At 70.0% G+C, this 23052-nt stretch carries 28 protein-coding genes; 14 read left to right on the top strand and 14 right to left on the bottom strand.

The window, feature by feature from the left end; genetic code table 11:
- Positions 1-31: 31 nt before the first annotated feature.
- Positions 32-625: a hypothetical protein gene (locus VG869_05100; protein ID HEV3450565.1), complete on the bottom strand. Its 594-nt coding sequence runs from the start codon at positions 623-625 to the stop codon at positions 32-34.
- Between the two features lie 160 nt (positions 626-785).
- Positions 786-1043 carry a DUF2007 domain-containing protein gene (locus tag VG869_05095; protein ID HEV3450564.1) on the bottom strand — a complete coding sequence of 86 codons (258 nt, stop codon included), beginning with the start codon at positions 1041-1043 and terminating at the stop codon, positions 786-788.
- A 189-nt stretch (positions 1044-1232) separates the two neighbouring features.
- Here VG869_05095 and VG869_05090 point away from each other — a divergent pair, with 189 nt between their 5' ends.
- Positions 1233-2621, top strand: a complete 1389-nt coding sequence (locus VG869_05090; GenBank protein HEV3450563.1) for an NADH-ubiquinone oxidoreductase-F iron-sulfur binding region domain-containing protein — start codon at positions 1233-1235, stop codon at positions 2619-2621.
- A gap of 43 nt (positions 2622-2664) precedes the next feature.
- On the opposite strand, the gene VG869_05085 is transcribed toward VG869_05090, so the two are convergent.
- Positions 2665-3108 carry a hypothetical protein gene (locus tag VG869_05085; GenBank protein ID HEV3450562.1) on the bottom strand — a complete coding sequence of 148 codons (444 nt, stop codon included), beginning with the start codon at positions 3106-3108 and terminating at the stop codon, positions 2665-2667.
- A gap of 102 nt (positions 3109-3210) precedes the next feature.
- Here VG869_05085 and VG869_05080 point away from each other — a divergent pair, with 102 nt between their 5' ends.
- Positions 3211-3993, top strand: a complete 783-nt coding sequence (locus tag VG869_05080) for a VOC family protein (protein ID HEV3450561.1) — start codon at positions 3211-3213, stop codon at positions 3991-3993.
- Between the two features lie 89 nt (positions 3994-4082).
- Positions 4083-5435, top strand: a complete 1353-nt coding sequence (locus VG869_05075; protein HEV3450560.1) for an alkaline phosphatase family protein — start codon at positions 4083-4085, stop codon at positions 5433-5435.
- On the opposite strand, the gene VG869_05070 is transcribed toward VG869_05075, so the two are convergent.
- A complete protein-coding gene (locus VG869_05070) occupies positions 5432-6289 on the bottom strand; it encodes a maleylpyruvate isomerase family mycothiol-dependent enzyme (GenBank protein ID HEV3450559.1) in 858 nt (285 codons plus the stop codon). The two genes, VG869_05075 and VG869_05070, sit on opposite strands and share 4 nt — an antisense overlap.
- Positions 6290-6579: 290 nt before the next feature.
- Between VG869_05070 and VG869_05065 the strand changes: the two genes are divergently transcribed.
- The 3 genes from VG869_05065 (at position 6580) to VG869_05055 (ending at position 9059) form a co-directional block, all read left to right on the top strand.
- Positions 6580-7653, top strand: coding sequence for an ABC transporter substrate-binding protein (locus tag VG869_05065; protein HEV3450558.1), 1074 nt, complete (start codon positions 6580-6582; stop codon positions 7651-7653).
- Positions 7654-7656: 3 nt separating this feature from the next.
- Positions 7657-8046 (top strand): hypothetical protein, encoded by a 390-nt coding sequence (locus VG869_05060; GenBank protein HEV3450557.1) that lies wholly within the window; start codon positions 7657-7659, stop codon positions 8044-8046.
- Between the two features lie 68 nt (positions 8047-8114).
- Entirely contained in the window at positions 8115-9059 is a 945-nt protein-coding gene (locus VG869_05055; protein HEV3450556.1) for an alpha/beta hydrolase, read from the top strand.
- Positions 9060-9113: 54 nt separating this feature from the next.
- Here the strand turns inward: VG869_05055 and VG869_05050 are convergent, their stop codons facing one another.
- The 4 genes from VG869_05050 to VG869_05035 all read right to left on the bottom strand — a co-directional run bounded on the left by VG869_05050 (position 9114) and on the right by VG869_05035 (position 12363).
- Positions 9114-10367: a 2'-deoxycytidine 5'-triphosphate deaminase gene (locus VG869_05050; GenBank protein HEV3450555.1), complete on the bottom strand. Its 1254-nt coding sequence runs from the start codon at positions 10365-10367 to the stop codon at positions 9114-9116.
- A 75-nt stretch (positions 10368-10442) separates the two neighbouring features.
- The gene (gene tsaA / locus VG869_05045) at positions 10443-10868 is read right to left on the bottom strand and encodes a tRNA (N6-threonylcarbamoyladenosine(37)-N6)-methyltransferase TrmO (GenBank protein HEV3450554.1); all 426 of its coding nucleotides are present in this window, start codon (positions 10866-10868) and stop codon (positions 10443-10445) included.
- Positions 10869-10925: 57 nt separating this feature from the next.
- Positions 10926-11654, bottom strand: coding sequence for an MBL fold metallo-hydrolase (locus VG869_05040; GenBank protein HEV3450553.1), 729 nt, complete (start codon positions 11652-11654; stop codon positions 10926-10928).
- A 349-nt stretch (positions 11655-12003) separates the two neighbouring features.
- Complete coding sequence (locus VG869_05035) at positions 12004-12363, bottom strand: nuclear transport factor 2 family protein (GenBank protein ID HEV3450552.1); 360 nt, start codon at positions 12361-12363, stop codon at positions 12004-12006.
- Positions 12364-12510: 147 nt separating this feature from the next.
- Here VG869_05035 and VG869_05030 point away from each other — a divergent pair, with 147 nt between their 5' ends.
- From VG869_05030 to VG869_05020, 3 genes are all read left to right on the top strand, one after another.
- Complete coding sequence (locus VG869_05030; protein ID HEV3450551.1) at positions 12511-12834, top strand: MGMT family protein; 324 nt, start codon at positions 12511-12513, stop codon at positions 12832-12834.
- Positions 12835-12955: 121 nt separating this feature from the next.
- Positions 12956-13249 carry a hypothetical protein gene (locus tag VG869_05025; protein HEV3450550.1) on the top strand — a complete coding sequence of 98 codons (294 nt, stop codon included), beginning with the start codon at positions 12956-12958 and terminating at the stop codon, positions 13247-13249.
- 64 nt (positions 13250-13313) lie between these two features.
- Positions 13314-13574: a hypothetical protein gene (locus VG869_05020; protein ID HEV3450549.1), complete on the top strand. Its 261-nt coding sequence runs from the start codon at positions 13314-13316 to the stop codon at positions 13572-13574.
- Between the two features lie 121 nt (positions 13575-13695).
- On the opposite strand, the gene VG869_05015 is transcribed toward VG869_05020, so the two are convergent.
- On the bottom strand, positions 13696-14679 hold the full coding sequence (locus tag VG869_05015; GenBank protein HEV3450548.1) for a DapH/DapD/GlmU-related protein: 984 nt from the start codon (positions 14677-14679) through the stop codon (positions 13696-13698).
- Positions 14680-14755: 76 nt separating this feature from the next.
- Entirely contained in the window at positions 14756-15220 is a 465-nt protein-coding gene (locus tag VG869_05010) for a MarR family winged helix-turn-helix transcriptional regulator (GenBank protein HEV3450547.1), read from the bottom strand.
- A gap of 93 nt (positions 15221-15313) precedes the next feature.
- Between VG869_05010 and VG869_05005 the strand changes: the two genes are divergently transcribed.
- From VG869_05005 to VG869_04995, 3 genes are all read left to right on the top strand, one after another.
- A complete protein-coding gene (locus VG869_05005) occupies positions 15314-16285 on the top strand; it encodes a pirin family protein (protein ID HEV3450546.1) in 972 nt (323 codons plus the stop codon).
- Between the two features lie 34 nt (positions 16286-16319).
- Positions 16320-16733: a DoxX family membrane protein gene (locus tag VG869_05000; GenBank protein ID HEV3450545.1), complete on the top strand. Its 414-nt coding sequence runs from the start codon at positions 16320-16322 to the stop codon at positions 16731-16733.
- 139 nt (positions 16734-16872) lie between these two features.
- Positions 16873-17220: a UBP-type zinc finger domain-containing protein gene (locus VG869_04995; protein ID HEV3450544.1), complete on the top strand. Its 348-nt coding sequence runs from the start codon at positions 16873-16875 to the stop codon at positions 17218-17220.
- Between the two features lie 183 nt (positions 17221-17403).
- Here VG869_04995 and VG869_04990 read toward each other — a convergent pair whose 3' ends face one another.
- On the bottom strand, positions 17404-18156 hold the full coding sequence (locus VG869_04990) for a maleylpyruvate isomerase family mycothiol-dependent enzyme (GenBank protein ID HEV3450543.1): 753 nt from the start codon (positions 18154-18156) through the stop codon (positions 17404-17406).
- 349 nt (positions 18157-18505) lie between these two features.
- Positions 18506-19555 (bottom strand): PQQ-binding-like beta-propeller repeat protein, encoded by a 1050-nt coding sequence (locus VG869_04985; GenBank protein ID HEV3450542.1) that lies wholly within the window; start codon positions 19553-19555, stop codon positions 18506-18508.
- A gap of 522 nt (positions 19556-20077) precedes the next feature.
- Here VG869_04985 and VG869_04980 point away from each other — a divergent pair.
- Together VG869_04980 and VG869_04975 are read left to right on the top strand one after the other, a co-directional pair.
- On the top strand, positions 20078-20725 hold the full coding sequence (locus VG869_04980; protein HEV3450541.1) for a helix-turn-helix domain-containing protein: 648 nt from the start codon (positions 20078-20080) through the stop codon (positions 20723-20725).
- Positions 20726-20789: 64 nt separating this feature from the next.
- Positions 20790-21254, top strand: coding sequence for a phage tail protein (locus VG869_04975; GenBank protein ID HEV3450540.1), 465 nt, complete (start codon positions 20790-20792; stop codon positions 21252-21254).
- 139 nt (positions 21255-21393) lie between these two features.
- Here VG869_04975 and VG869_04970 read toward each other — a convergent pair whose 3' ends face one another.
- On the bottom strand, positions 21394-21618 hold the full coding sequence (locus tag VG869_04970) for a hypothetical protein (protein ID HEV3450539.1): 225 nt from the start codon (positions 21616-21618) through the stop codon (positions 21394-21396).
- Between the two features lie 65 nt (positions 21619-21683).
- Positions 21684-22838 carry an amidohydrolase family protein gene (locus tag VG869_04965; protein HEV3450538.1) on the bottom strand — a complete coding sequence of 385 codons (1155 nt, stop codon included), beginning with the start codon at positions 22836-22838 and terminating at the stop codon, positions 21684-21686.
- Positions 22839-23052 lie beyond the last annotated feature (214 nt).

Below are 23052 nucleotides of genomic sequence, written 5' to 3'. Positions count from 1 at the left end.
CCGCGGCCGGCCGGCCGGGCCGAACCTGAGCTCAGCCGCCCGGCGGGGTGAGGGGCCGCGGATCGGCGCGCTGGATCGCCGCGATCACGTCGTCACCGACGGGCAGCGGTGCGCAGCCGTGGTTGTGCTCGCACACGAAGTCGAACTTCGAGTTCGCGGCGACGTGGCAGCTCTGGCAGGTACCCCCGAAGCGGTTGACGACGTTCGTCGTGCCGCGGTTGAGGATGGTCGTGCCTTGCGCAGTCGTCGAGAGGCTGAAGAACTCCCAGTCCTGGCTGGCGGGGCTGTAGCCCTTCCGGTGCTTCACCATGGCCTCCTGGGGCACGAGCTGGATGATCGTGCCGACCGGGTAGGTGCCGCCCTTCGGCGAGTTCGCGACCCGGAGCGCGTCCTTGAGATGGCCGAGCCGATTCGAGATGAAGAACCCTCGGACCCTCGTCATCGTGGCCAGGTTCCGGAAGTCGGACGGCTGGACCTGGATGTCTCGACCCGGGGGCTTCGAGCCCGGATGCAGCGCGTCCTGGCCGCTGGCCACCCCGGTGGCGGCGAGGGCCATCAGCAGCACGACCGCGAGACCGAGCGTCGCACCCCCGCAGGCGACGCCGCGGCGCAGGCGGAGGCTCACGGAGCGTCCGCCCGGGCCGCACTCGGCGAAGCCAGCCGGCGTCGGGGTCCGGGGCGGGCCACGACCGGTGTACGGACGGCGCACCGTGGAGGATTGGCTCCCGGCCCGGCCGCGTCGCGCTCGACCCGGCCCCGACGCCTTGCCGGCTGGGCGCAGCGTGCTAGTTGTCGTTCGTGTCGGCGAGCGGGGACGCCGCCTCGAGCACCCGACGGGCCCGCTCGAGGTCCTGGTCGAACACCAGCACGCGGGCCCCAGTGGCGAGCGCCAGGTGCGGGGCCCAGCCGTCGCCGTCGCCGTAGTCGGCCGTCGCCGGGATGTCGTTGCTGGCCAGGAGCCCGATCACCACGTCGGCTTCGAACCGCGACGGGTACGACGCCAGCGGGACGATGCGACCGTCGGGATTCGGGGCCCCGCGCACCCGCTCAGGGTAACGGCGCCGTCGGCGCGCCGTTCTGCCGCCGCGCCGCCCGGATGCCGAGAGCCGACGCGGCCGGCTGCCCGCGGGACCGGTGCCGCGATGGCCGAGCCCGGGATGGGCGGACGGACGGTGCCGGCTCCGCCGCGGCCCGGGGCGTCGTCGGCGCCGATCGATGGGCATGATGGGGCGATGGAGCCGAACCTCTTGCTCCCGGCGCGCCCGTTCGACTCGCTCGCCGAGTACCTCGCCGCCGGCGGTGGCGACGGCATCGCGACGGCGCGAACGCGCGGCGCCGACTGGGTCCTGGCCGAGCTCGGCCGGTCCGGGCTGCGCGGACGGGGCGGGGCCGGCTTCCCGGCCGGCCGGAAGTGGGGTTCGGTGCACGACGGCGGCGCCGAGCTCGGGGACCGGTACGTGGTCGCCAACGGCGCCGAAGGCGAGCCGGGAACCTTCAAGGACCGGCCGCTCATGCGCCAGAACCCGTACCAGGTGCTCGAAGGGCTCTCGATCGCGGCGACCGTGCTCGACGCCCGGGAGGTTTTCGTCGGGGTCAAGGCCTCGTTCGCGGCCGAGATCGACGCCCTGACCCGGGCCGTCCAGGAGATGGCCGACGCGGATCTCCTGTGCGACGCGCCGATCAGCATCGTGGCCGGACCCGAGGAGTACCTGCTCGGCGAGGAGAAGGCGCTCCTCGAGGTCATCGAGGGCAACGATCCGATGCCTCGGTGGCTCCCGCCGTACCTCCACGGCCTCTTCACCACCACGCCGGCCGAGGGCTGGTCGCCGGGGCTGGGACCGATCGAGTCCGCCGACGTCACGGGCTCGAATCCGACCCTCGTGTCGAACGTCGAGACCCTCGCCAACGTCCCGTTGATCCTGTCGCGAGGAGCCGACTGGTACCGAAGCATCGGCACCAGCCAGACGCCCGGGCCGCTCATCTGCACCGTCGTCGGCGACGTGGCGCGCGCCGGGTACGGCGAGGTCGAGCCGGGCACGAGGCTCGGTGCCGTGATCGAGCAGCTCGGCGGGGGGGTCCATCCCGGCCGAGCCGTGAAGGCGATGCTCGCGGGCGTCTCGAATCCGGTGCTGACCGTCGACGCCCTCGAGGCGCCGGTCAGCTACGAGGGTCTCGCCGCGGCGGGGAGCGGCTTGGGTTCCGCAGGGTTCGTCGTCTACGACGACACCCGGAGCATGGTCGCCGTCGCCCGGATGGTCTCCCGCTTCCTGTACGTGGAGTCCTGCGGCCAGTGTCGAGCCTGCAAGAACGGGTGCGGCGAGGTCACGCGCCGCCTCGACGCGATCGCCGAGCACCGGGGCGATCTCCACGACGTCGAGACCATCGGCGAGCGCCTCCGTGGCGTGACCGACCAGAATCGATGCTTCCTCGGCGAGGAGGAGCAGCGGGTCGTCAGCAGCATCCTGCGCAGCTTCCCGGACGAGTTCGTCACCGCGATCGAGGGTGGGCCCAGTCTCGAGCTCCTCCCCGTCCCGAAGATCGTGGACATCAGCGACGGACGGGTCCGGTACGACGACAAGCAGGCGCGGAAGCAACCCGACTGGACCTACGTGGCCGCCTGACCGGTCGCTCGCGGCGGCGCTTCGGCTCGTCCCCAGTGGCGGGTCAGACGAGCGTGTTGACGAAGCGATCCCCGAGCGCCGCGCCGACCACCTGGGCGACCTCGTCCGGGGACTGATGGTTGCTCGCGAACCGGTACGTGCGCGACTTCCCGTTCACGGTCTTGACGGTGAGCTTCCGGCCCTTCCCGAGCGCCTTCTCGAGGCGGGCTCCCGCGACCTCACCCACCGGCATGAGCTGGGCGCCGCTCACCCCCTCCGCCAACGACGCCGCGCTCATGAAGCCGGTCGCGTCGGCCTGCTCGCGCAGCTTCTTGATCTTTCGATTGGCGCTCGTCGCCGCGACCGCTCCACCGATGGCGCCGAAGCCGAGGCCGACCTGGTGGGCTCGTCCGGCCTCGATCACCACGATGGCGTCGTCGAACACATGAAAGTCGAGCGCGGAGCCCGCGTGCCCGATGAAGTGCAGCGTCCCAAGGCGAGTGCTCATCTCGTGGCGTCCAACCCGGGGTGCGTCGTCGGCTTCGGCGCGAGAAGTGTACGGCTCGGTCTCCGCCCCAGCCGGGATGACCCGGCGTTAGTGTCACCGTCCGTGCCGGGCCTCCGGGCGCGTCTCTTCCACGCGAACATCAACTGCTCGGACCTCGACCGCTCGCTGGCGTTCTATCGCGACACCGTCGGTCTCACGCCGCTGGTGCGGACGACACCCGCGCATCCCCAGCCGGGCGACGCGTTCGGGCTGGAGGTCGCGCAGTGGGACGCCTGGATCCTGGCCGGGGCTCACGGGCTGGATGGCGTCGTCGTCGACCTGCTCGAGTGGAAGACACCGCGGCCCGGTCGAGGCACCGGTGAGCCGGGCTTCCGACGCCTCCGGCTCGGCGTCGCGCCGGGTGGCGCGCTCACACCGGGGTCGACCGTGGACCCGGACGGGACCCCGCTCGAGATCGTGGCCGACGCCAGCCCTCGCGTGGCCGGCGTCGAGATCGGCTGCTCAGCGCTCGAGCGGTCCCGGGCCTTCTACCGGGACGTGGTCGGGCTGGCGCCGGTCGTCGGGTCCGTCTTCGCCGATCGGCGCGGGCCCGAGGCGTTCACCGTCGAGCTGATCGAGAGTCCCGGGCCCATCCAGCCGCGCGCCGCCAACGACCTCGGGATCTACCGGCTCGCCCTCCTGACCGACGACATCGACACGGCCTACCGCGCCCTGCTCGCCGCCGGGGTCCGCACCTGCTCGCCGCCCGCGACGCTCGACATGGGCCCCGGCCTGCCGCGCCTGCGGGCCCTGCTCTTCCCGGACCTCGACGGCACGATGCTCGAGCTCATCGAGTCGCCACCGCCCGCTCCGCCGGCGACGGCAGGGGACGACGAGCGTCGATGACGAGGGGCGGGGACGAGGCGGGCGCCACCGCACCCGGGGCCGGCGCGGCCTGCTGGGCACCAGGCCGGCGCGCCAGCGAGACTCCTCCGATGGAGCAGAGCCTGTCCCGCCGCCGATTCCTGCAGTCGGCCGCCGCCCTCGGCGCGTCGATGGCGCTGCCCTCGCAGCTGGGGTGGGCGCTCGACCGTGCCAGCGCCTCGTCGCTGCGCGCGCCGGGCTCGCTCCCCGACCCGCATCGCCCCGCCGGCACCGAGCACCTGCCCCAGATCGACCACATCATCATCCTCATGATGGAGAACCACTCGTTCGACAACTACCTGGGGATGCTCGGGCGCGGCGACGGGTTCACGCTCGACCGGTCGCGCCGCCCCGTCCACTCCAACCCGGACCCGAGCGGGCAGCGCGTGCACGCGTTCCCGATGCCGACCGCGTGTCAGTCGCAGCACGGGCCGAGCCAGTCCTGGAACGCCAGCCACCGCTCACTGGACGGGGGGCGGAACGACGGGTTCGTGCGGGCGAGCGGGCCCGTGGCCATGGGCTACTGGACCGATGCCACCCTGCCGTTCTATTACAGCCTGGCCCGCAGCTTCCCCCTGTGTGACCGCTGGTTCTCCTCCTGCCTGGCCCAGACGTACCCCAATCGTCGGTTCCTGCTCGCGGGCACCGCCTACGGGCTCATCAGCACCGACGCCAAGGGGATCGTGGCCCCGTCCCCGCCGAACGGCACGATCTTCGACCAGCTCAACGCGCACGGGATCACCTGGCGCGACTACTACACCGATCTGCCGTCGGCCGGGCTCTTCAAGGCGGTGGTCGACGGCGACCGCGACAAGCTGATCCCGATCGCCCAGTACTTCACCGACGCGGCCGCCGGGACCCTCCCGTCGGTGAGCCTGGTCGAGACCCATTACGGGCACGCGTCGGAGGAGGACCCGCAGGACATCCAGGCCGGCGAGGCGTTCGCTTCGAGCGTCGTCCAGGCCGCGATGCACGGGCGCGCCTGGGACAAGACGGTGCTGATCTGGTGCTACGACGAGCACGGCGGCTACTACGACCACGTCCCACCGCCGCGGGCCGTGAGGCCGGACAACATCCCACCTGACATCCACGTCCCACCGGACGAGCCCGGCGGATACGACCGGTACGGCTTCCGCGTCCCCGCCGTGGTGGTCGCACCGTTCGCGAGACGCAACTACGTCTCTCACGTGGTCCACGACCACACGTCGATCCTGAAGCTGATCGAGACGAAGTGGAACCTGCCCGCCCTCACCTTCCGAGACGCCAACGCCGACGACCTCCTGGACACGCTCGACCTGCGGGGCCGGCCGGCGTTCCGCGAGCCTCCGGTGCTGGCCGCGCCCGGTCTCTCCGTGCGGCCCTCGGCGTGCGTCCCCGGCCAGCCCGGGGTGATCCCGCCGCCCGCCGCCGTGACTGCCCGCTAGCGGTTCTGGCCGAAGAAGGCGGCCAGGCCGGCGACGACCGCCTCGGCGACCTCCGGCTCGCCCTCGGCGGCGACGCGGCCTCGGGCGGCCGCCGGCGTGAGCGCACGGGAGAAGAGCAGCGCCGCCGACCCCGCGTCCAGGGTGAGGCGGATGGTCGGGACCCCGACCGCCCCGTCGTGCAGGGTCCAGTCGCCGCCGTCCCGGCGGACGGTCCAGCTCGCGCCCTCGGGATCGTCGATGACGAGCTCCACAGCTGTCCCGTCGGCGAACGGCAGCGCTCGAAAGGCTCGGGGGAACCCGCGCGTCAGCGTGGCGACGGCGGGGACGACGAACCCGGGCTCATCGAGCCCGGGCCGGTCCACCGCCCGTCGGACCTGCAGCTGGTGGATCCAGCGCTCGAGGTACTCACGCGCGGCGATCATCCAGTACGGAGCCGGGTCGTCGGACACGAAGGCCACCGCCTCGCCGACCGACGTCGGGTCGACCGCCGTGTACCACCGAAGGGTCCAGTCGCCGGTGACCCGGAGGGCCTCCACGATCAGGCGCGGGCTGAAGAACTGGGCGGTCTCCACCCAGTGCTCGTTGAAGTCGTCAAGCGAGCGGTAGTCCCCGGCCCAGGCGCCCACGTCGTTTCGGAACACCGCGGGCAGCGCGGCGTCGCGCTGGCGAGCCAGCAACGAGAGGTCGTCACCGAGGACATGGAGTGCGATCCCCTGCACCGTCCACGCCGGGCACTCGGTCGGACGGCTCCAATCCTCCGGCGACAAGTCCTCGAGCAGCGCCACGAAGGCGTCGCGCTCGGCCCGGAGGACGGGGCTGACGTCGAGCGGCTCGGCGGGCTGCGACCGAGGCATCGCCGAGCGAGGGTATCGGGACACGGGTTTCGTCGCCCGACGTCACCGCGACCGCGACTGAGCACGGGCCCGGCCGAGCCGCCGGCGCGCCGCGCTGACGCTCGGCCCGCCGTGAGCACCGGGCGAGGCACGCCCGCGTCGGGAGCGGCCACCGGCTCCTCGCGACTCCGGCCACCAAACCGGGCCGGCGCGGTTCGGCGAAGGTGTACAACGCCTGCTCACCGGAGCGGCCGACGAGCCGCGAGGGGGGCACCCACGGCCCGGGCGCCCGACCCGAGGAAGGAGCCGGCATGGAACCGATCAAGATCGGCTGGCTGGGCGCCGCGCTCGACGGCCCCGGCGGCGGCTACGACAAGGTTCACCGTCTGGCGTTCGACGAGGCGATCGAGCGGGGCCTGCTGAGCCGTCCCTACGAGTTCGTACTCCACCCCGAGAACGGGCTCCCCAGCGGCTCGGCCAAGAACGCGATCGACGGGTTCAAGTACCTCGTGGACGAGGGCTGCCTCGCCGTCGCGGGCGCCTACAGCTCCGACAACGCGATGGTCGTCGGCCCGTACGCAAACGAGCTGCAGGTGCCGCTCCTGTCGTGGTGCGGCACGGAGCGGTTCTGGGGTGACTACTGCTTCCGGCTGGGCAATGGGGACTGCGGCGGGGATGCGACCCTCGTCGTCGGCTGGCTGAAGGCGAAGGGCTACGACCGGGTCGCGGTGCTGAGCGAGGTCTCGCCGAACGGCGAGGAGTACTTCCGGTACTTCCGCCAGGAGTCGCGCCGTCGCGGGATCACGATTGCGGCCGTCGAGACGGTCGGCCAGGCGCCCGCGAACTTGGCCGCAAACCTCGACCAGCTCCGCTCGGTCGGCGCCGACGCCCTCGTCTACATGGGGTACGGCGTGCTGGCGGCGTCGGGGGTGCTGCGCGACGCGCTCGACCAGCTGGCCTGGGACCCACCCCGCATCATGGGCACGTCGTTCATGTTCTACCTGATGGGCTTCGACAAGTTCGAGGGATGGGTCGGGATCGACCAGCTGTGTCCCGACAACCGCCTGACCGCCGCCTTCCACGAGCGGTTCGTGGCCCGCTATGGCGGCGATCCGCCGATGTGGCCGAACGCGATCCCGGTCCTCGCCTACGACACCGCCCGCGTGCTCGTCGAGGCGCTGTACCGCGCCCCGGTGCTGACGGGCTGGGGCGTAAAGGCCGGCTTCGAGCTCATCCGCTTCATGCCCAGCGCGACCGGGGGACCCCACACCCACATCGCGGGTGGACCGTATGACCATCAGCTGTTCAAGGGCGACTGGCTGCTTTACGGTCGGGTTCGTGACGGGAGACTCGAGTTCGAGGGTCTCTTCGAGCCCTGGGAGTGAGGGGTGAGCGCGCCGGAGCCGGGTCGCACCGGGACCCGGATCTTCACCCTCAGCGACGACCCGGAGTCGTGGGACGCTCCCGCCGCGGTCGTCTTGGAGATGCCCCCGAACTACGTGCTGTTCCGCCACGCCCACATCTGCCATCGCTTCGAGGTGGTGGTGAAGGGCACGCTCGAGGCCGGCGGAAGGCGGCTGGGCCCGGGGGATGTCATGACCGCGCGTCCGGGCGAGATGTACGGCCCGCACACCGCGGGCCCGGACGGGTGCACCACCGTCGAGGTCTTCGGCACGCTCGAGGGGGTGTTCCGCGTGCTCAGCGACTCGCGCGACGGCGTCCGAGAGTTCGACTTCCGACTCGGGGAGCTACCGGAGGACTACCAGCCGCTCGCGTGATGCGGCCCGGCGCGCCCGGGCCGTCGTCGTTCCCCGCTTCCGCAGCCTCCCGGGGTTACCGTGCGCGGGTGGAGCTGCCGGTGGCCGACCCGCCCGAGCCGCTCGGCGCGCCCGAGCCGAATGGTCACGCCGCTGGGCCTCCGCTGCCGCTCGGAGATCGGGTCTGGCTGCGGGGACGGGGGACGACGTTCGTGCGGCGCGTGGAGGGTCCGCCCGGCGCGCCCACCGTGCTGCTTATCCACGGCTGGCTGGCGAGCGGGGGACTGAACTGGTTCCGGTGCTTCGACTCGCTCGGTGAGCATTTCCGGGTGCTCGCGCCCGACCTCCGGGGGCACGGGCGGGGGATCCGGTCGTTTCGGCGGTTCACCCTCGCGGACTGTGCCGACGACCTCGCCGTGCTCATCGAGCGCGAGGCGTGCGGTCCGGTGATCGCCGTCGGCTACTCGATGGGCGGTCCGGTCGCCCAGCTGCTGTGGCGCCGGCATCCGGAGCTGGTCGCCGCGCTCGGACTGTGCGCGACCGGCGCCGAGTTCGTGCCCGGCAACCGCGAGCGCTACGCCTTCTCGGCGTTCATGATGGTGGCCGCAGCGACGACACGGATCGGCCAGGCCGCCGCGTTCCTACCCGGCGTGGCAGCGAGGTCGGTCTTCGGATTGCGGCCACCCCGCCGACCCCAGAGTCTCGAGCGCTGGGCTCGCTCCGAGATGGCTCGACACGACCCGCGGGCCGCCCTCGAGGCTGGCCACGCGATCAGCACCTTCAGCTCACGGGGCTGGGCCCACGAGATTGACGTGCCCGTGTCGGTGCTCATCACTGCTCGCGACCGGGCCGTCGACCCGACCGCCCAGGCTCGACTGGCGCTCGCGATCCCGAACGCCCGCGCCAGCCGGATCGACGACGGGCACCTTGCCTGTGCCCACGCCGAGTTCGGCCGCCACGTCACGGACCTGTGTCGTGAGCTCGGGCGCCGGGTCGCCGCCGCCTCGCGACCCCGAGGGCCCGAGCCGGCTTGAGGTGCGCGCCGTCGCGCACCGCGGCGCGGGCCGGGGCGCGGTCGGCCTCGCCGGTCAGGTGCCCGAGCCCTCGAACAGGCCCGGGAGCTCGCCGGGGACGGTCGGCGGCGGCTCGGACCGGGGCGGCACCCGACGGCGAAAGTGCTTACTGAGGGTGTCGACCTGCGTCTGGTACGAGGACCCGATGTCGCTGCCGTACAGCACGTCGGGTTCCTCGATCATCCGCTCGAACGTCAGCTTGCAGACCTTCTGCCCGTTCTCGATCATGAAGGGCACGTCGTGGGCGCGCACCTCGAGGGCGGCGCGAGAGCCGAGGAATCGCCCCTCCGGGTCGTAGCCGAAGCCGGGGTCGAAGAACCCGGCGTAGTGGGTTCGCAGCTCGCCGCTCGTCGGGTCGTAGGCGGTCATCTCCGCCGCGTACCCCGGGGGGATTCGGACGCTCTCGTCGGAGAGCAGGAGGTAGAACCGGTCCGGGGCGAGCACGATCCGGTCGCCGGGTTCGCTGCGGACCGGCTCCCAGTAGACATCCGGGTCGAAGTAGTCCTCGCGTGACATCTCGAGCACCTGGGTGTGGTCCTTCGCTCGATACCCGACTCCACGCGCTTCGTCACCGCGGAGGTCCAGGCCGAGGAACAGTCCGTCCGCGGTGCTGAGGGCCCGGTCCGGGAGCGGCGTGCCGCCTCGGGCGAGGATGGGCTCGCGGGAGTGGAGCGCTCGGATCTCGCCGTCGGTCAGGAGCGCGGATCCCGCCAGCAGCCGGAGCTGGTTGAGCGCCAGGCCCTGACGGACCTTGACGGTGAACGAGAGCGGGACGACCTCGAGGAAGAGCTTCCCGCGGTAGCCCGGCGCGACCTCGTCGAAGCGATGGCTGTTGTCGGTGATCACCCGGGTGAAGACGTCGAGGCGTCCGGTGGAGCTCTTCGGGTTCGCCTTGCCTCGGATCGCGTCGGGGAGGTCGAGCTCTTCGATGAGCGGGATCAGGTACGGGCGCTTCGTCTCGAGAATGGCGCCGTCTCGTCGCAGGTCCACCTCGTCGATGATGAAGTCCTTGAGCTTGACCTCGACCGATGAGGCGTCGGGGAGGAAGCTGGCGCGGATCCGGTACGCGACCTCGCCGAGGTGGAGGTCGAGGCTGGCCGGCTGGACGCTCGCCGGGAGGATCTTGTACGGGCCGGCGTCGATCACACCGGCGTCGATGGCGCGACGGAGGTGCTGGCTGGCGAGGACACCCCGCGGGTCGGGCCCGAGTCCCAGCGGCCCGCCAGGCCCCCCGACAAGGTTGGCCGCCAAGGAAGACGGCTGCTCCACACGCGCTCCCTGAGACGGCGGGTCGGCTCCGCTCATGATGGCACGGCGGCCCCGCCCGACGACCCGCTCGAGCTCTTACGATGGCAAGCCCCTGCCCTTCGAGTGGAGCCGCGGCTTCACGTCGAGGACCGGGGTCCCGTCCAACGCCTCGAGGTTTCGCACGTGGACCCTCTGGCCCTCGATCGAGGCGACCTCGACCTCGTGTAAGCCGATCGGGTTTGGACGGTCGGGGGAGCGCGTACTGAAGACCCCTTGCTCAGGTCTCGTGATGTCGTCGCGCGGGTGCACGCGCAACACGTCGCGGCGCGCTCGATCGAGCCACGTGAGGAGGATGATCGTGTCCCCCGGTCGAATGCCGTCGAGTCCAGCGCCGACGGTGGGCTCGAAGGTGAGGAACGCGTCTGGCGCTCCTTCGTGGCCTTGTTTCGGCGACGAGGCCGCGTCAGTCAAGGTGGAGTGCACCGTGCCGATTGGAACCAGTTCGAAGTGACCGTCCTGCATCTGACCCGAGCACTCCTTCCGCGCGCGGCGAGCTGGGAGCACCGTGGCGCTCGCCCCTCAGGCAGCTCCCGCGAGGTACTGAGACTCGTAGGCGTCGGCCAGGTCGGAGAGCGCCCGAGCCCCGTCGCCGCCAAACGACGACCCGTGCATGAGGGCCAGCGTCTGGGGCGCGAGGCCACCGAGACGTCGCATGACGTCGGCGGTGTCCGGGGCGAGTGAGCTGGCGCGGAAGATGGCCTCGGCCTCCATCGCTGGCCCCACGATGTCGTCGGACGTGAGTGCGGGGCCGTTGCCCAGGTGGGTGAAGAGGTCGCCGCAGAGGAGCGTCGCCGTGGTCTCCTCGTACAAGAGTCGTGCCTCCCAGGCGTGGGGCACGTGCGGGGTGTCCAGGTGACGAACGCGTCGTCCCCCGAGGTCGAGCACCTCGCCGTGGGCCAGAGGACGCGGCGGGCGATCGGCCAGGTCGTTGAGCGACACCAGGCAGCCGACCGCGCCGTGCGCGACCTCGGCCGCGGGCGCGGCCGCCAGCCACTGGTTCATCGACCCGCACTCGTCGGATTCGACGTGCCCGAAGGTGATCCACCGCAGACGGTCGACGGGCACGACGCCGCCCACGGCCTCGGACACGGCTGGGAACAGGGCTCGGGGGCCGGTGTGGAACAGCAGCGGCTCCTCGGCTTCGATCAGGAACTGGTTGAAGGTGAGGCCTGCCGGCGGGGCCACGTCGGGCACCCAGGTGGAGATCCGGTAGATCCCATCGGCGATTTCGTTGACGGTGGTGGCCATCAGAACGGCACCTCCTGTTCGAGCAGGCCGAGGCCACTGCCGCGGCCCGACAGGATCCGGCAGAACTCGACGGCGTCGAGATGCGGCTTGTCGCCGCCGACGCCCTGGGTGAAGTTTCCCCCGGCCGGTCCGTCGAGCGCCAGGACGAAGGGTTGCCCGTGCGTCCTCCCCCCTTGGCGACGACGTCGGCCACGATCCAGCCGTCGTGCTCCGGATTGAGGACGAGCCGCGTGTCGTTCGAGACCTGTCAAGCGCCGGGTCCGTGGGGACGAGCAAGTGGCGGGATCGTCGGCCCGGTCGCTCGCCGGCTCACGATCGAACAGTATCCATGCCGGGGCCGGGGCCCCGGTCACGGAGCGATGACCAGCTCGGAGATCAGCCCGTCGGTCAGCACGTATCGATAGCGCAGGTCGACCGCGCCACCGGGGAAGTCACCCTCGAGGCGGTTGACGACGACCCAGACGTCGGCATCGGTCGCCTCGGCGCTGACGAAGGTCCGCGTGAACGTGAACCCGGCACCCGCCGTCCCGAGCCAGGTGCGGATCTGGTCGGTGCCGTGATATTCGCGGCCCTCGTCCCGGACTGTCGCCCCCGCCGTGAAGGCGGAGAGCGCGACGTCGGTGTCGCGGCGGTCGTGGGCGTCGTGGTAGCGGGCGACGACCTCCGGCAGCCCGGACTGCGAGTCGCTCGACGATGTGGTGTCGGCCACGTGTGGTCCTTTCGTCAGGATGCGGGGATGGCGACGAGCTCGTAGAGCTTGGTCCAAGGCGCCGGGGCCTCGTCCCCGTTGACCCGACGAGACGGCGGTGGGACGCTTCCCGGCAGGGTTCGGGGGGCCCGAGAGTAGGGATGCACGATGCCGAGCTCTGACGCACGAACCGAGCGCATCTTGTCGCGCATCCGGCGGATCCCGATGGGGCAAGTGCGCACCTACGGCGACATCGATCCTCAGGCCCCACGGCTGGTCGGGCGAGTCCTCGCCACGGTGCACGAGGACCTCCCGTGGCAGCGCGTCGTTCGCGCCGACGGCACGCTCCCGAAAGGAAAGCGCCAGCGGGATCTCCTCGTCGCAGAGCGCGTGCCGATGAACGGAGACCGCGTCGACATGCGGGCTGCCCGCCGCGGGGGCCGTGGCCGCGCGAGGCGGCCTCGACCGCGAACACGCCGGAAGGCGCCGTGAACCTCGGGACCCCCCTGTCAGATCGGCCGGGCGAGCGGGCCCGTTTCAGGCGCGGCTCGGCGGCCACGGCGTATGGTGCCGGCGCCCTGGTTCGGCGCGATGCCCAGCATTGGAGGTCTTGATGGCGAGGTTCGGGATCACGCACTTCTTCAAGGGTGGAACGACGGACCAGTACGACAACACCGTGAAGGTCGTGCATCCCAACGGCGGCAAGGGCCTGCCGCCGGGTCAGACGTACCACGCGGCTGGCCCGACCGCTGACGGCTTCCTCGTCGTCGCCATGTGGGACTCGAAGGCGTCGTGGGAGAAGTTCCGTGATGAGACGCTGGGCCCAGCCTTTGCCAGCGTCGACAACCCCCTTCCCGGCCCGCCCGAGGAGACCGAGTTCGGGGTCCACAACGAGGAGACCGCATAGCGCGCGGTTTCGTTCGCATCACCCGTGATCGAACGCTGGCTCCCGATCGCGACCAGGAGGTCCGATGGCTATCGCAGTGCTCTTCGAGTTCCCGAACGACAGCGTGTCGAAGTACGACGAGGTGCTCCAGGGTGAGCCCAAGACCAGGGACCAGCCCGCACGCTCGTTCCACGTGTGCTTCGAGATGGGCAACGGGTTCGGCGTGCTCGACGTGTGGGACTCCGAGGAGGCGTTCGGGCAGTTCGGTGAGGTGCTCGGGCCGATCCTCGAGCGCGTAGGGCTCCAGGGCGAGCCGAAGATCTACCCGGTCCACAACACGATCTGAGCGGGGTGGCGCCGAGCGGCCCACCAGCGAACCCCAACCCGGTGAAGGACCGACGAGGAGGCCCTCGCCGTCCTGGCCGCTCGAGCTCGTCGGTCGTCGCCGCGAGCGATGCGCGTCGCCGTCACCCGACAGGTCCGCTCGGCGCCGGAACCGGAAGCTCGTCGCGTCGCAGCGCCCACGTCGGGAGCTCGGGCCGCTCCGAGAGGTGACCGACGTCGACGGCTGGGAGGCCGTCGATGTCGGTGCTGGGCCCGAAGCGCGAGCGCTGCTTCACCACCGCGCCCGCGCGCACGACACAGCCGGCGCCGAGCACGCTGCCGTCACAGACGATCGCTCCTGGCTCGATGACGGAGCCCGTGCCGATGCGACACCCGTGGACCATGGCGCCGGGCCCTACGACCACGCCGTCCTCGATGACGAGGTCGTTGTCCGGGAGCAGGTGCAAGACGGTGTTCTCGAGGATCTGGACGTCGTCGCCGATCCGCACGGGCCCGTGAGAGTCGCCGATGATCTTCACGCCGGCGCCAATGATCGTGCGCTCCCCGACGACGACGTCGCCCGTGATCTCCGTGGTCGGAAACAGCACCGCCGACGCCGCCACACTCGGCAGGATGCCTCGGTACTCGTACAGCTGGCCCATCACGGCTCGCTCCTCGGTCGGTTCGACGACGATCGCCGTCTGGAGTGGGAGGGAGAGGTCGCCGTCGCGCAGCGCGGTGAGGCGACGGACATCGTCCGCCGACGCCGATCGCACGACGCGCGCCGGTCGGCCGACGGCGACGACATCGCTTGGCACCGTCGCCCCGGCCGGAACCACCGTGCCCTCGCCGAGGAACACCCGATCCCCGAGCCGGGCCCCGGGCATGAGGATCGAGGCGTTCCCGACCTCACAGAGGTCGCCCACGGTGGCACCGATCACGAGGCAGCGGTGGCCGAACACGGTCCGACGCCCGATGGTCGTCGGGATCGTGGTGGAGCCCACGACCACCGAGTTCTCGAGCACGGCCGACCCGGTCCCGACGGCGACGCCGCTGCCGCCGGAGCGGATGACGGCTCCTTCGGCGAGCAGGGACCCTTCGCCCAGGTGTGCGGTTCCGCGGACCACTGCGGACCGAGCGACGTGAACCAAGTCGGCTCGCACGCTGCCGACCGCGCTGCCAGGGCCGGCGCTCACGGTGCTGTCACGCCCGGTCGGACGCGAGCTGCTGCCGCAGACGGGCGAACACGGCCGTGAGCGTCTCGAGCTCCTCACCCGACAGCGGATTGAAGAAGTAGCGCCGGATGGCCTCCGAATGCTCGGGAGCGACGCCGTCGACGGCGGCCCGCCCGGCGTCGGTCAGGCGCACCATCGAGCCCCGGGCGTCCTCCGAGCAGTCCTCGCGGGCGACGAGGCCACGCCTCTCCATCCTTCGCACGAGATGCGAGAGGCGACTGCGATCCCAGCCGAGCTCCGCGCCGAGCTCACGAGCCCGCAGCACGCCGTCGGGGGTGTGGGACAGCTCGACGAGGACCGCGTACTCGGACCCCGACAGGCCGGCGTCTCGAAGCAGCTGGGCCTCCAGCGCGCTGGAGAGCTCCTGGTGTAGGTCGCGGTAGGACTTCCAGAGGAGGCGCTGGTGCTCGTCCAGCCGCCGGGGTCTCGCCACCCCCCCATCCTAGGATTTTTATTGACGCGTCATCAATGAGCGGCTATTGTGGATGCGTCACCAAAGTTGCCCGGTGAGCAGGAGCGGAGCCCCATGCCGGCCATCACCGTGGACGACACGCTCGTCCTTCCCCGGATCCCCCGACCCGACCCCGCCACCTCGCGGGCGCGACCGGTCGCGAAGGTCCTGACCGCGCACCGCCAGCTCGAGGGCGCCGGGTTCAGCGTCCGCCGACCCTTCCCGGGCGAGCTCTCGATGGCCGAGGCGGACCCGTTCCTGCTGCTCGACCACGTGGGACCGCAGGTCAACGGGCCCGGGGAGGCGGCCGGGGCCCCGTGGCACCCCCATCGCGGCTTCGAGACCGTGAGCTACATCCTCGACGGCGAGATCGCCCACCACGACACCAACGGCGGCGGCGGCGTGATCGGCGAGGGCGACACGCAGTGGATGACCGCCGGCGGGGGCATCCTGCACGACGAGCTGCCGACGGAGCGGATGTACCGCGCCGGCGGCCCATCGCACGCCGTGCAGCTGTGGGTCAACCTCCCCTCGGCGCTCAAGATGACGCCGCCGCGCTACCAGGCGATCACCCGGGACGACCTGCTCCTCCTCACCTCCGACGACGGCGGTGCGCTGATCCGCCTGATCGCCGGCGACATCGCCGGGTTCACCGGACCCGGCGTCACCCACACCCCCATCACGTACGCGCACGCGACGCTCGCCCCCGGCGCCCAGCTCTCGGTCCCATGGAATCCCGCGTTCAGCGCCATGGCCTACGTCCTGACCGGGCGGGGCACCGCCGGAGCCGAGGGACGACCGGTGCAGGACGGCCAGCTCGTCGTGTTCGGCCCGGGCGACCAGGTCGTCGTCGCGGCCCCCGACCGGCAGGCCGAGCCCCTCGACGTCCTCCTGCTCGGCGGCCTGCCGATCCGCGAGCCGATCGCCCACTACGGGCCATTTGTGATGAACACCCGCGAGCAGATTGTCGAGGCGATCGACGACTTCCAGGCCGGCAGGCTCGGCGTCGTCCCTGCCGACCAGCTCGCGCCGCGGAAGTTCGCGTGAGAGGCCCGACTCGATCATGAGCACATCCGCGGGAGTGATCCTGCTGGCGGGCCGCGTGCTGTTCGCCGTGTTCTTCGCCAACTCTGCGTACGGTCACTTCAAGAACCACCAAATGATGACCGGCTACGCCAAGCAGAGCGGCGTTCCCGTCCCGGTGGTCGCCGGGTGGCCCTCCGGCGCCTGGCTCGCGGCGGCTGCCCTCTCCGTCGCGGCCGGGATCTGGGCCGATCTCGGGGCTTTGATGATCGCCGCGTTCGTGATCCCAGCAGCATGGTTCCTCCACAACTTCTGGAAGGTCGAGGACCCAGCCCAGCGCCAGAGCCAACAGCAGAGCTTCCTCAGGAACGTCACGTTTCTCGGCGCAGCCCTCGCGTTGTTCGCCACCTTCGCGTCCATCGATCACGGCCTGCGCTTCGCGGTCACCGGCTCGTTGCTCCACCTGACCTGACCGGCGACACCGGCCGCGAGGGTGGGCGGCCTGGGCCCATCGGGGAGTCTGGTCGAGCCGCCCACGGGCGACGGCGTGATCAGATAGGTCGACCAGCACCAGCCGACGAGCCAAACGAAACCGAGCATCGGAGCAGCCCATGACGAACAGCGCCGAGATCGATCCGCTCGTGCCGCCGAGCGGGACGGGTTGCGTCGAGTGCCTCGCCACGGACGGGTGGTGGCTCCATCTGCGCCGCTGCGCCCAATGCGGCCACATCGGCTGCTGTGACTCCTCGCCGTCACAGCACGCCAGCCAGCACGCCGCCAGCGCCGGCCATCCGGTCGTCCAGAGCTTCGAGCCCGGTGAAGACTGGTTCTGGAACTACCTCACCTCGGAGGCCTTTGACGGACCTGCGCTCAGGGCACCCGCACAGCATCCTCTCGATCAGCCCGTACCAGGTCCACGGGATCGTGTGCCGTCAGACTGGCAGCGCCATTTGCATTGATCGAGACCGGCGCGCGTCACGCGGGCAGACCGTCTCGCTCGTCCTCGGGTGACCGCCAGACGCGGACGCCTGCGCCCCAGGCGGCGCGTGACGGCGCCCCGGGCCGCCAGCACGCGATCGCGACCCTGACCGCCGAACCCCTCGATCAGGAGGGCAGGACGCGGTACGTGGCGCGCACCCCCCTCAGGCGTAGGTGCGGACGAGGCCAAGCACGTTCTGCGCGTCGGGTCCCGTCGCGGTCAGACCGCTGGCGGCGGAGTCGCGGCGCCGTGCCGCGACCTCGCAGAACTCCGTCGCAGCGCCGCGGACGGTCGTCGTCGCGGTGCTGGGGTCGCCGAACACCCACCTCCCACCGTCCGGCGCGGTGAGCTCGACGGCGACTGGCCCCGCGAGCTTCTTCCCGTCCCGGGCAAAGGCGTACGGCAGCGTTCGCCAGGCCAGCCGCGCGATCTGCTCCAGCTGCGGGCCGGGAGCCCGCGCCACCCCGAGCGCCTCCGCGACGTCGCCGGTGTGGATCCACGTCTCGCACAGGCGCGTCGTCGCGAGCGTTCGTGCCGCGAGCCGGCCCGCGACCCACGTCAGTCGTGCGCTCGGGTCGACGGTCTCGAAGGCGTGGCGCACGGCGGAGGCGCCCGCCCGCCAGCGCTCCAGGACCTGCTGAGGTGGGGCGCCGCGCTCCTGGGCTACGAGCGCCCCGGCGCGGTCATCGACGGTGCCGGCCCCGTCTGCGCCGGTCCAGCTGGCTGCGGCCTCGGCGATGCGGCCCTCTGCGCTCGCCAGCGCCAGCTCGTCGGTCTGCGCCAGGTGCAGCACGACGTCGGAGACCGTCCATCCTGGACACGGCGTCGGGGCGTCCCAGTCGGCATCGGTGGCGTGGCGGAGTATCCCGTCCAGCTCGTCCTGCTGCGCCGCCAGCGCGGCCACGATCTCGTCCACGACCCACCCTGGCACGGTCGGTCGGCGGGCACCAGCGTCCAGGCCGGTGCCCGCAAGCACCACTGCAGGCAGCCGCCCAGGATCGCGACCAGCTCGAGGCGCCCGCGTTCCTCGAATGCAGACACCGGTGTCACACGCTCGCTCATCACGCGCGGCACCGGTGACGACAGCAAGGCCCCGAGCTGAACGCTCGGGGGCCTTCGTGGTGCTCGAGTTCACCGGATTGTTCCACCGGGTCCGAAAACCAGTGCGCGACTCCGGTTCTGCTGGACATGGTGGGTTTGGGAGGCGTCCTACAGTGCATCGCTGTCAGTAGTGCATCGCTGTCAGTCCGATCCGTTCTTCGGGCTCATGGTGCGAGCGCGTATACATGGCTACTCGTCGATGTGTAGATGTGACCGGCGGCGGGAGTGCGCTCTACCGGCTGCTCGCCGATGCCGGGTGCGGTGGCGACGAGCGTTCCGTCGCTGAGGCGGCGGATGTTGCCCTGCCAGAAGATCACGAGGTCGCCGGCGACGGCTTCGGCCGTGGAGTCCGTCACCTGCCAGCGCACCGCCCCAGAGGTCGGGTCGCGTGCAGTGACCCCGTACGGATGGTTGATGAGGACCACGGTAGGGGTGATGGCACTCTCGACCACGTAGTCACCCGTCCCGGATGGTCGGCCGGTCGACCAAGCCAGGGCCCCAGTATCGGGATGGACCGCGAAGGCGACGCCGTCGAGGCCATGGGTCGGCGACTGCGCGCCGTACACGAGCCCATTGGAGAACCCCGCGAACACAACGTCGGTGACGTTGTCCACTTGGACGGACACCGACGACTGCACGGTGCCGTCGCGCTCGGCGTAGCCGGTTAACAGCGTGATGCTGCCGCCGGGAGGTGCGGTGAACCGCAATCGGGACACGACATAGAGGGTGCGACCGGGATCGGCGGTCAGGCTCTCACTCACGACGTCTCCACCTGGTGTGGCGGACCAGGCCACACCGCCGCCGGCGTCGATCGCCGAGATCTCGCTGCCGCCATTCGCCGACGCCGCGACGAAGGCGAGCGGACCATCGACGACAGGCACACTCAGCGAGACCGCGCCACTCCCGGGCGCGGGGGGCGTCATCTGCCAGCGCAACTTTCCGCTGGTTGCGTCGACGGCCACGACCCGAGCCGCGCCCGTCGGCACCGCCACGTACACCAGCCCGTTCGCTACTCCCGCCAGATAGTCCCCGAAGTCGCTCGTACCCAGCGGCGTCGACCACCGCAACTGGCCGCTCGACGCGTCGAGTGCACGCAACGACAGCGAATACGGCGCCGTCGTGTAACCATTCAAGGCGTAGACCAGCCCGCCCGCGACCAGCGGCCGGTTCGCAGGTTCGAAAGTCCCGCACACGCATGGCGCCGACCACGCCACCGACAGGTGTCCTACTGTCGACGTAGTTAGTCGGGGCTCCGACGGGTTGTACGTGACGTTCTCAACGTTGAACCCGAACGCGACCCAGTCGCAGCCCGCCAGGGCCCACACGGCGGCCAGGACGGCGGTCACGAGGCACATGCGCCTCACGTGGTTAGCGTGGGCTCCTTCCGAGCGGGTGTCAACGGCGCTCCTGTCACCAACGAGCCGGAGTTCGTGCCACCGACTCCGCTGGAAGGCGTGGGTCGACCCGGACGGGCATACGCACGCGTTGTGCAAGAAACACCATCCGCACAACCATCCAACCGAGGCGGAACTCGCCGCGCTCATCCAGCGTGAGCAAACCCGACAACCTGAGAGGTTTTCGCCTTCTCGCGCAGGGGGGCCGAAGGATCGGGCACCTCGAGGATGACGAATGCGCTGGAGCCATCGCTGCTCCTTGGTCGTGGATCGCGGGGTGGAGCTCCGAGGCGAGTCAAACGAGAGTAGATCTCTTATTTTGAGAGTGCTACTCTCACATCCGTGACCCACGATGTCGAGACCCGGCGCTTGGCCCCAGCGCCAGATCGTCAGGCCCGCACCCGCCGCACTCGGGCTGCCGTCGTCGAGGCCGCCCGCAGCCTCTTCCTGGAGCGCGGATACTCGGCGACGACCATCGAGGCGATCAGCGAGCGCTCGGACACTCCCCAGGCGACCGTGTACCGCCTGTTCTCATCCAAGATCGGCATCCTCAAGGCGGTGCTCGACGTGTCCGTAGTCGGAGACGACGAAGCGGTCGCGATGTTGGACCGCCCGCACGTTCGCGCACTGCTCTCCGATCAAGAACCGAAGCACCAGCTCGCGGAGTTCGCAGCACTCGTCCGGGACGTCATGGATCGCGTGGCATCAGTGCACCGGACGCTGGCCGAAGCGGCGAGGGCCGACGAAGACGCAGCCTCGCTGCTCGCGGAGATCGCCCGCCAACGTCAAGAAGGTCAGCGACGCATTGCCCGGTCACTCGCTCGCTCCAACGCCCTACAACCGGACCTTCGAGAGCGTGACGCCGCAGACCTCATCTACACGTTTGCGTCTCCGGAGGTGTACTGCCTCCTGGTCTTCGATCGAAGCTGGAGCGGAGAGCGCTACGAGCAGTGGCTACGCCGCATTCTCGTCGAGCAACTTCTCAAGTAGCGGCGGACAGCTCGATCTGGCAACTGACGGGTCTTGAGACAAGGAAGACAGAAGGGGGAGCTCGATGCCCTACACCGTGGACTTCAACACTGTTTCCACAGTCGGTCTGGAGTCGTCGCCGGTCGCGGCGACGCTCGCTGGTCTGCGGGCGAACGAGGCCCGTTACTTCAAGAGCAAATACGACCACGCCTTCACGGTGCAGCCTGCCAGCAACGCCAAGAAGACCATCGACTGGGTACATCGGATCCTCAAGGAAGAACGCGACATCGTCATCTCGTCTCGCCCTCTCGAAGCTACTGCCTTCCAGATCGAGAACATCCGCATGGCCTACGTCTTCTACGAAAGCGGTCTGTCGATCAACGTGATGTACACCGTCGACGACCCCAAGAAGCGGGCAGTAGGGTTCAAGCTCTCCGAAGGGATGGACGTCCCCGCGGAGCTTGCCTCGCAGTTCAAGTTTGCGAGGCAGAAGTCGAAGCTGGCCGGAACCATTCGCGGGTCCTACTTCGCTTTCAAGAGCGAGTACTGAGGAACGAAACAGGTCGACAACGATCAACGTTTCGATTGCTTCCCCCCTCGGATCGAGGGGACCTCCCGCTCGGAAGCCCCTCTGACCGGTGTTCCTGGCGTTGGTTCCGGGGGCGGGATTTGAACCCGCGACCTTCGGGTTATGAGGGCCTTGACAAACGTCCGGCGAGTGCCGCCTCGCGGAGCCAGGCGGCGAGCCACGCCTCGTCGATGCTTTTGGCGGCGACGGCGAGCATCGCTTCCTCGGCCCCGTCGATGTCGGGTGGGTCGGGTTCCCAGCGGCAGCCGTTGAGATCGGTGAACATCCTGAGTGCCGCCCAAGCGGCCCGTTTGTTGCCGTCCGGCAGTGGGTGGTTCCATGCCAAGGGGACAGGTGAGCACCGCCGCTTTGTCGATGAGATCGGGATAGAAGTCCTGACCTGCGGTCGTTTTAGGCGTCTGCGGGGACCTGAAGGGCAGACACATCGATCCCGTAGAGTGCGGCCGCTGTATCCCGGGCGATGAACGCTGCGTCCTCATCGCTGAACCCACTGGCGAGGATGGTCCGCACGAGGTCTCGATCCTCGGGATAGGCACAGTCCATGTGCGGATAGTCGCTGGCCCACATGAAGCGGTCGGCACCCACTTCTTGTTTGGCTAGCCGCAGAGTATCGCTCTCAAACTGGACCGTCGCGTAGATGTTGTTCTTGAAATAGTCGCGGGTAGGCCGTTCTTGCATGCCTTGTACCCCGCTGAAGTGGTCCATCCGGTAAATGAAATGGGGCCACCACCCTACGTCCGTCTCCGCCAGCACGATTCTTAGGTTCGGGTGTCGATCGAAGACTCCTGACGCGATCATGTAGGCGAGCGACGCCTGAAGATCCACGACGACTCTCGTGACGTAATGGACACGTGTTTCCGGGCTCGGCCTGCCATCCGGCAGTGTCGCCGAGTATTTCAACATCCCCTTGCCCTTTGCCCCGGTGAGAATGTGCATTGTCAGTGGCAGTCCGAGCTCTGCCGCAGCCGACCACACAGGGTCATAGTCGTGGAGGTAGTAGGGACGCTCGTCCACCGGCGAGCTCGCGATGAGCGCACCGTTCAAACCCAGGCGCCTGATCTGCTCGAGGTGCCGGACGGCCGTGGCTGGGTCGGTCACGTCGCAGAGGCCGACACCCCTCAGGCGGTTCGGATAATCAGAGCAGTATTCACCGGCCCAATCGTTGAAGACGGTGAAGCATTCTGCCCGCAGATCGTCGTCGTCCATGCCGAACAGGAACAATCCCCACGAGGAGTAGAGCACCTCGGCTGCAATCGTGTCCCGATCTTGCTCCTCGAGTCGGGCGGCAGGATCCCAGACGCTCTTCGGCGCGCCCTCGTAGCCCGCCTTGATCGCCGTTCGGAAGTCTGGCGCTTGATATCCCCCAACGCTGCCACCTACCGGGTTCCGAAGATGCCCACTTATCCAGAACTCGCCTTCTGGGGTCCGGACGGCATGCGGCGCCCGCTCGCGTAACCGAAGCGGAAGTCTCGTCTGAAAGAGATCGGGAGGTTCGGCGAAGTGCGCGTCTCCTGAGATGATGATCTGGTCGCCGATGACTGCCATACGTCATCCCCCGTTCGCGTGCTGAACCGACGAATCCGCGTATTCGGCTTTGCTGAAAGAGTCTCGCGCACCGTTCGTCCCGCAGAGCCCATCGCGCGAAGCCCCGTTCGCGAGCAAGTGTTGGCGGACGCGCTTGATCGCGGCGCTGTATCCGCGGGCTGCCCTAGCGTCATAGCGCCGTTGTTTGGGGACTGTCCGGTCGCTGGGCTGATAG

The organism is Acidimicrobiia bacterium (assembly GCA_035948415.1).
Taxonomy (GTDB): Bacteria; Actinomycetota; Acidimicrobiia; order IMCC26256; family PALSA-555; genus PALSA-555.
This window is presented reverse-complemented; position numbering and strand designations above follow the sequence as displayed.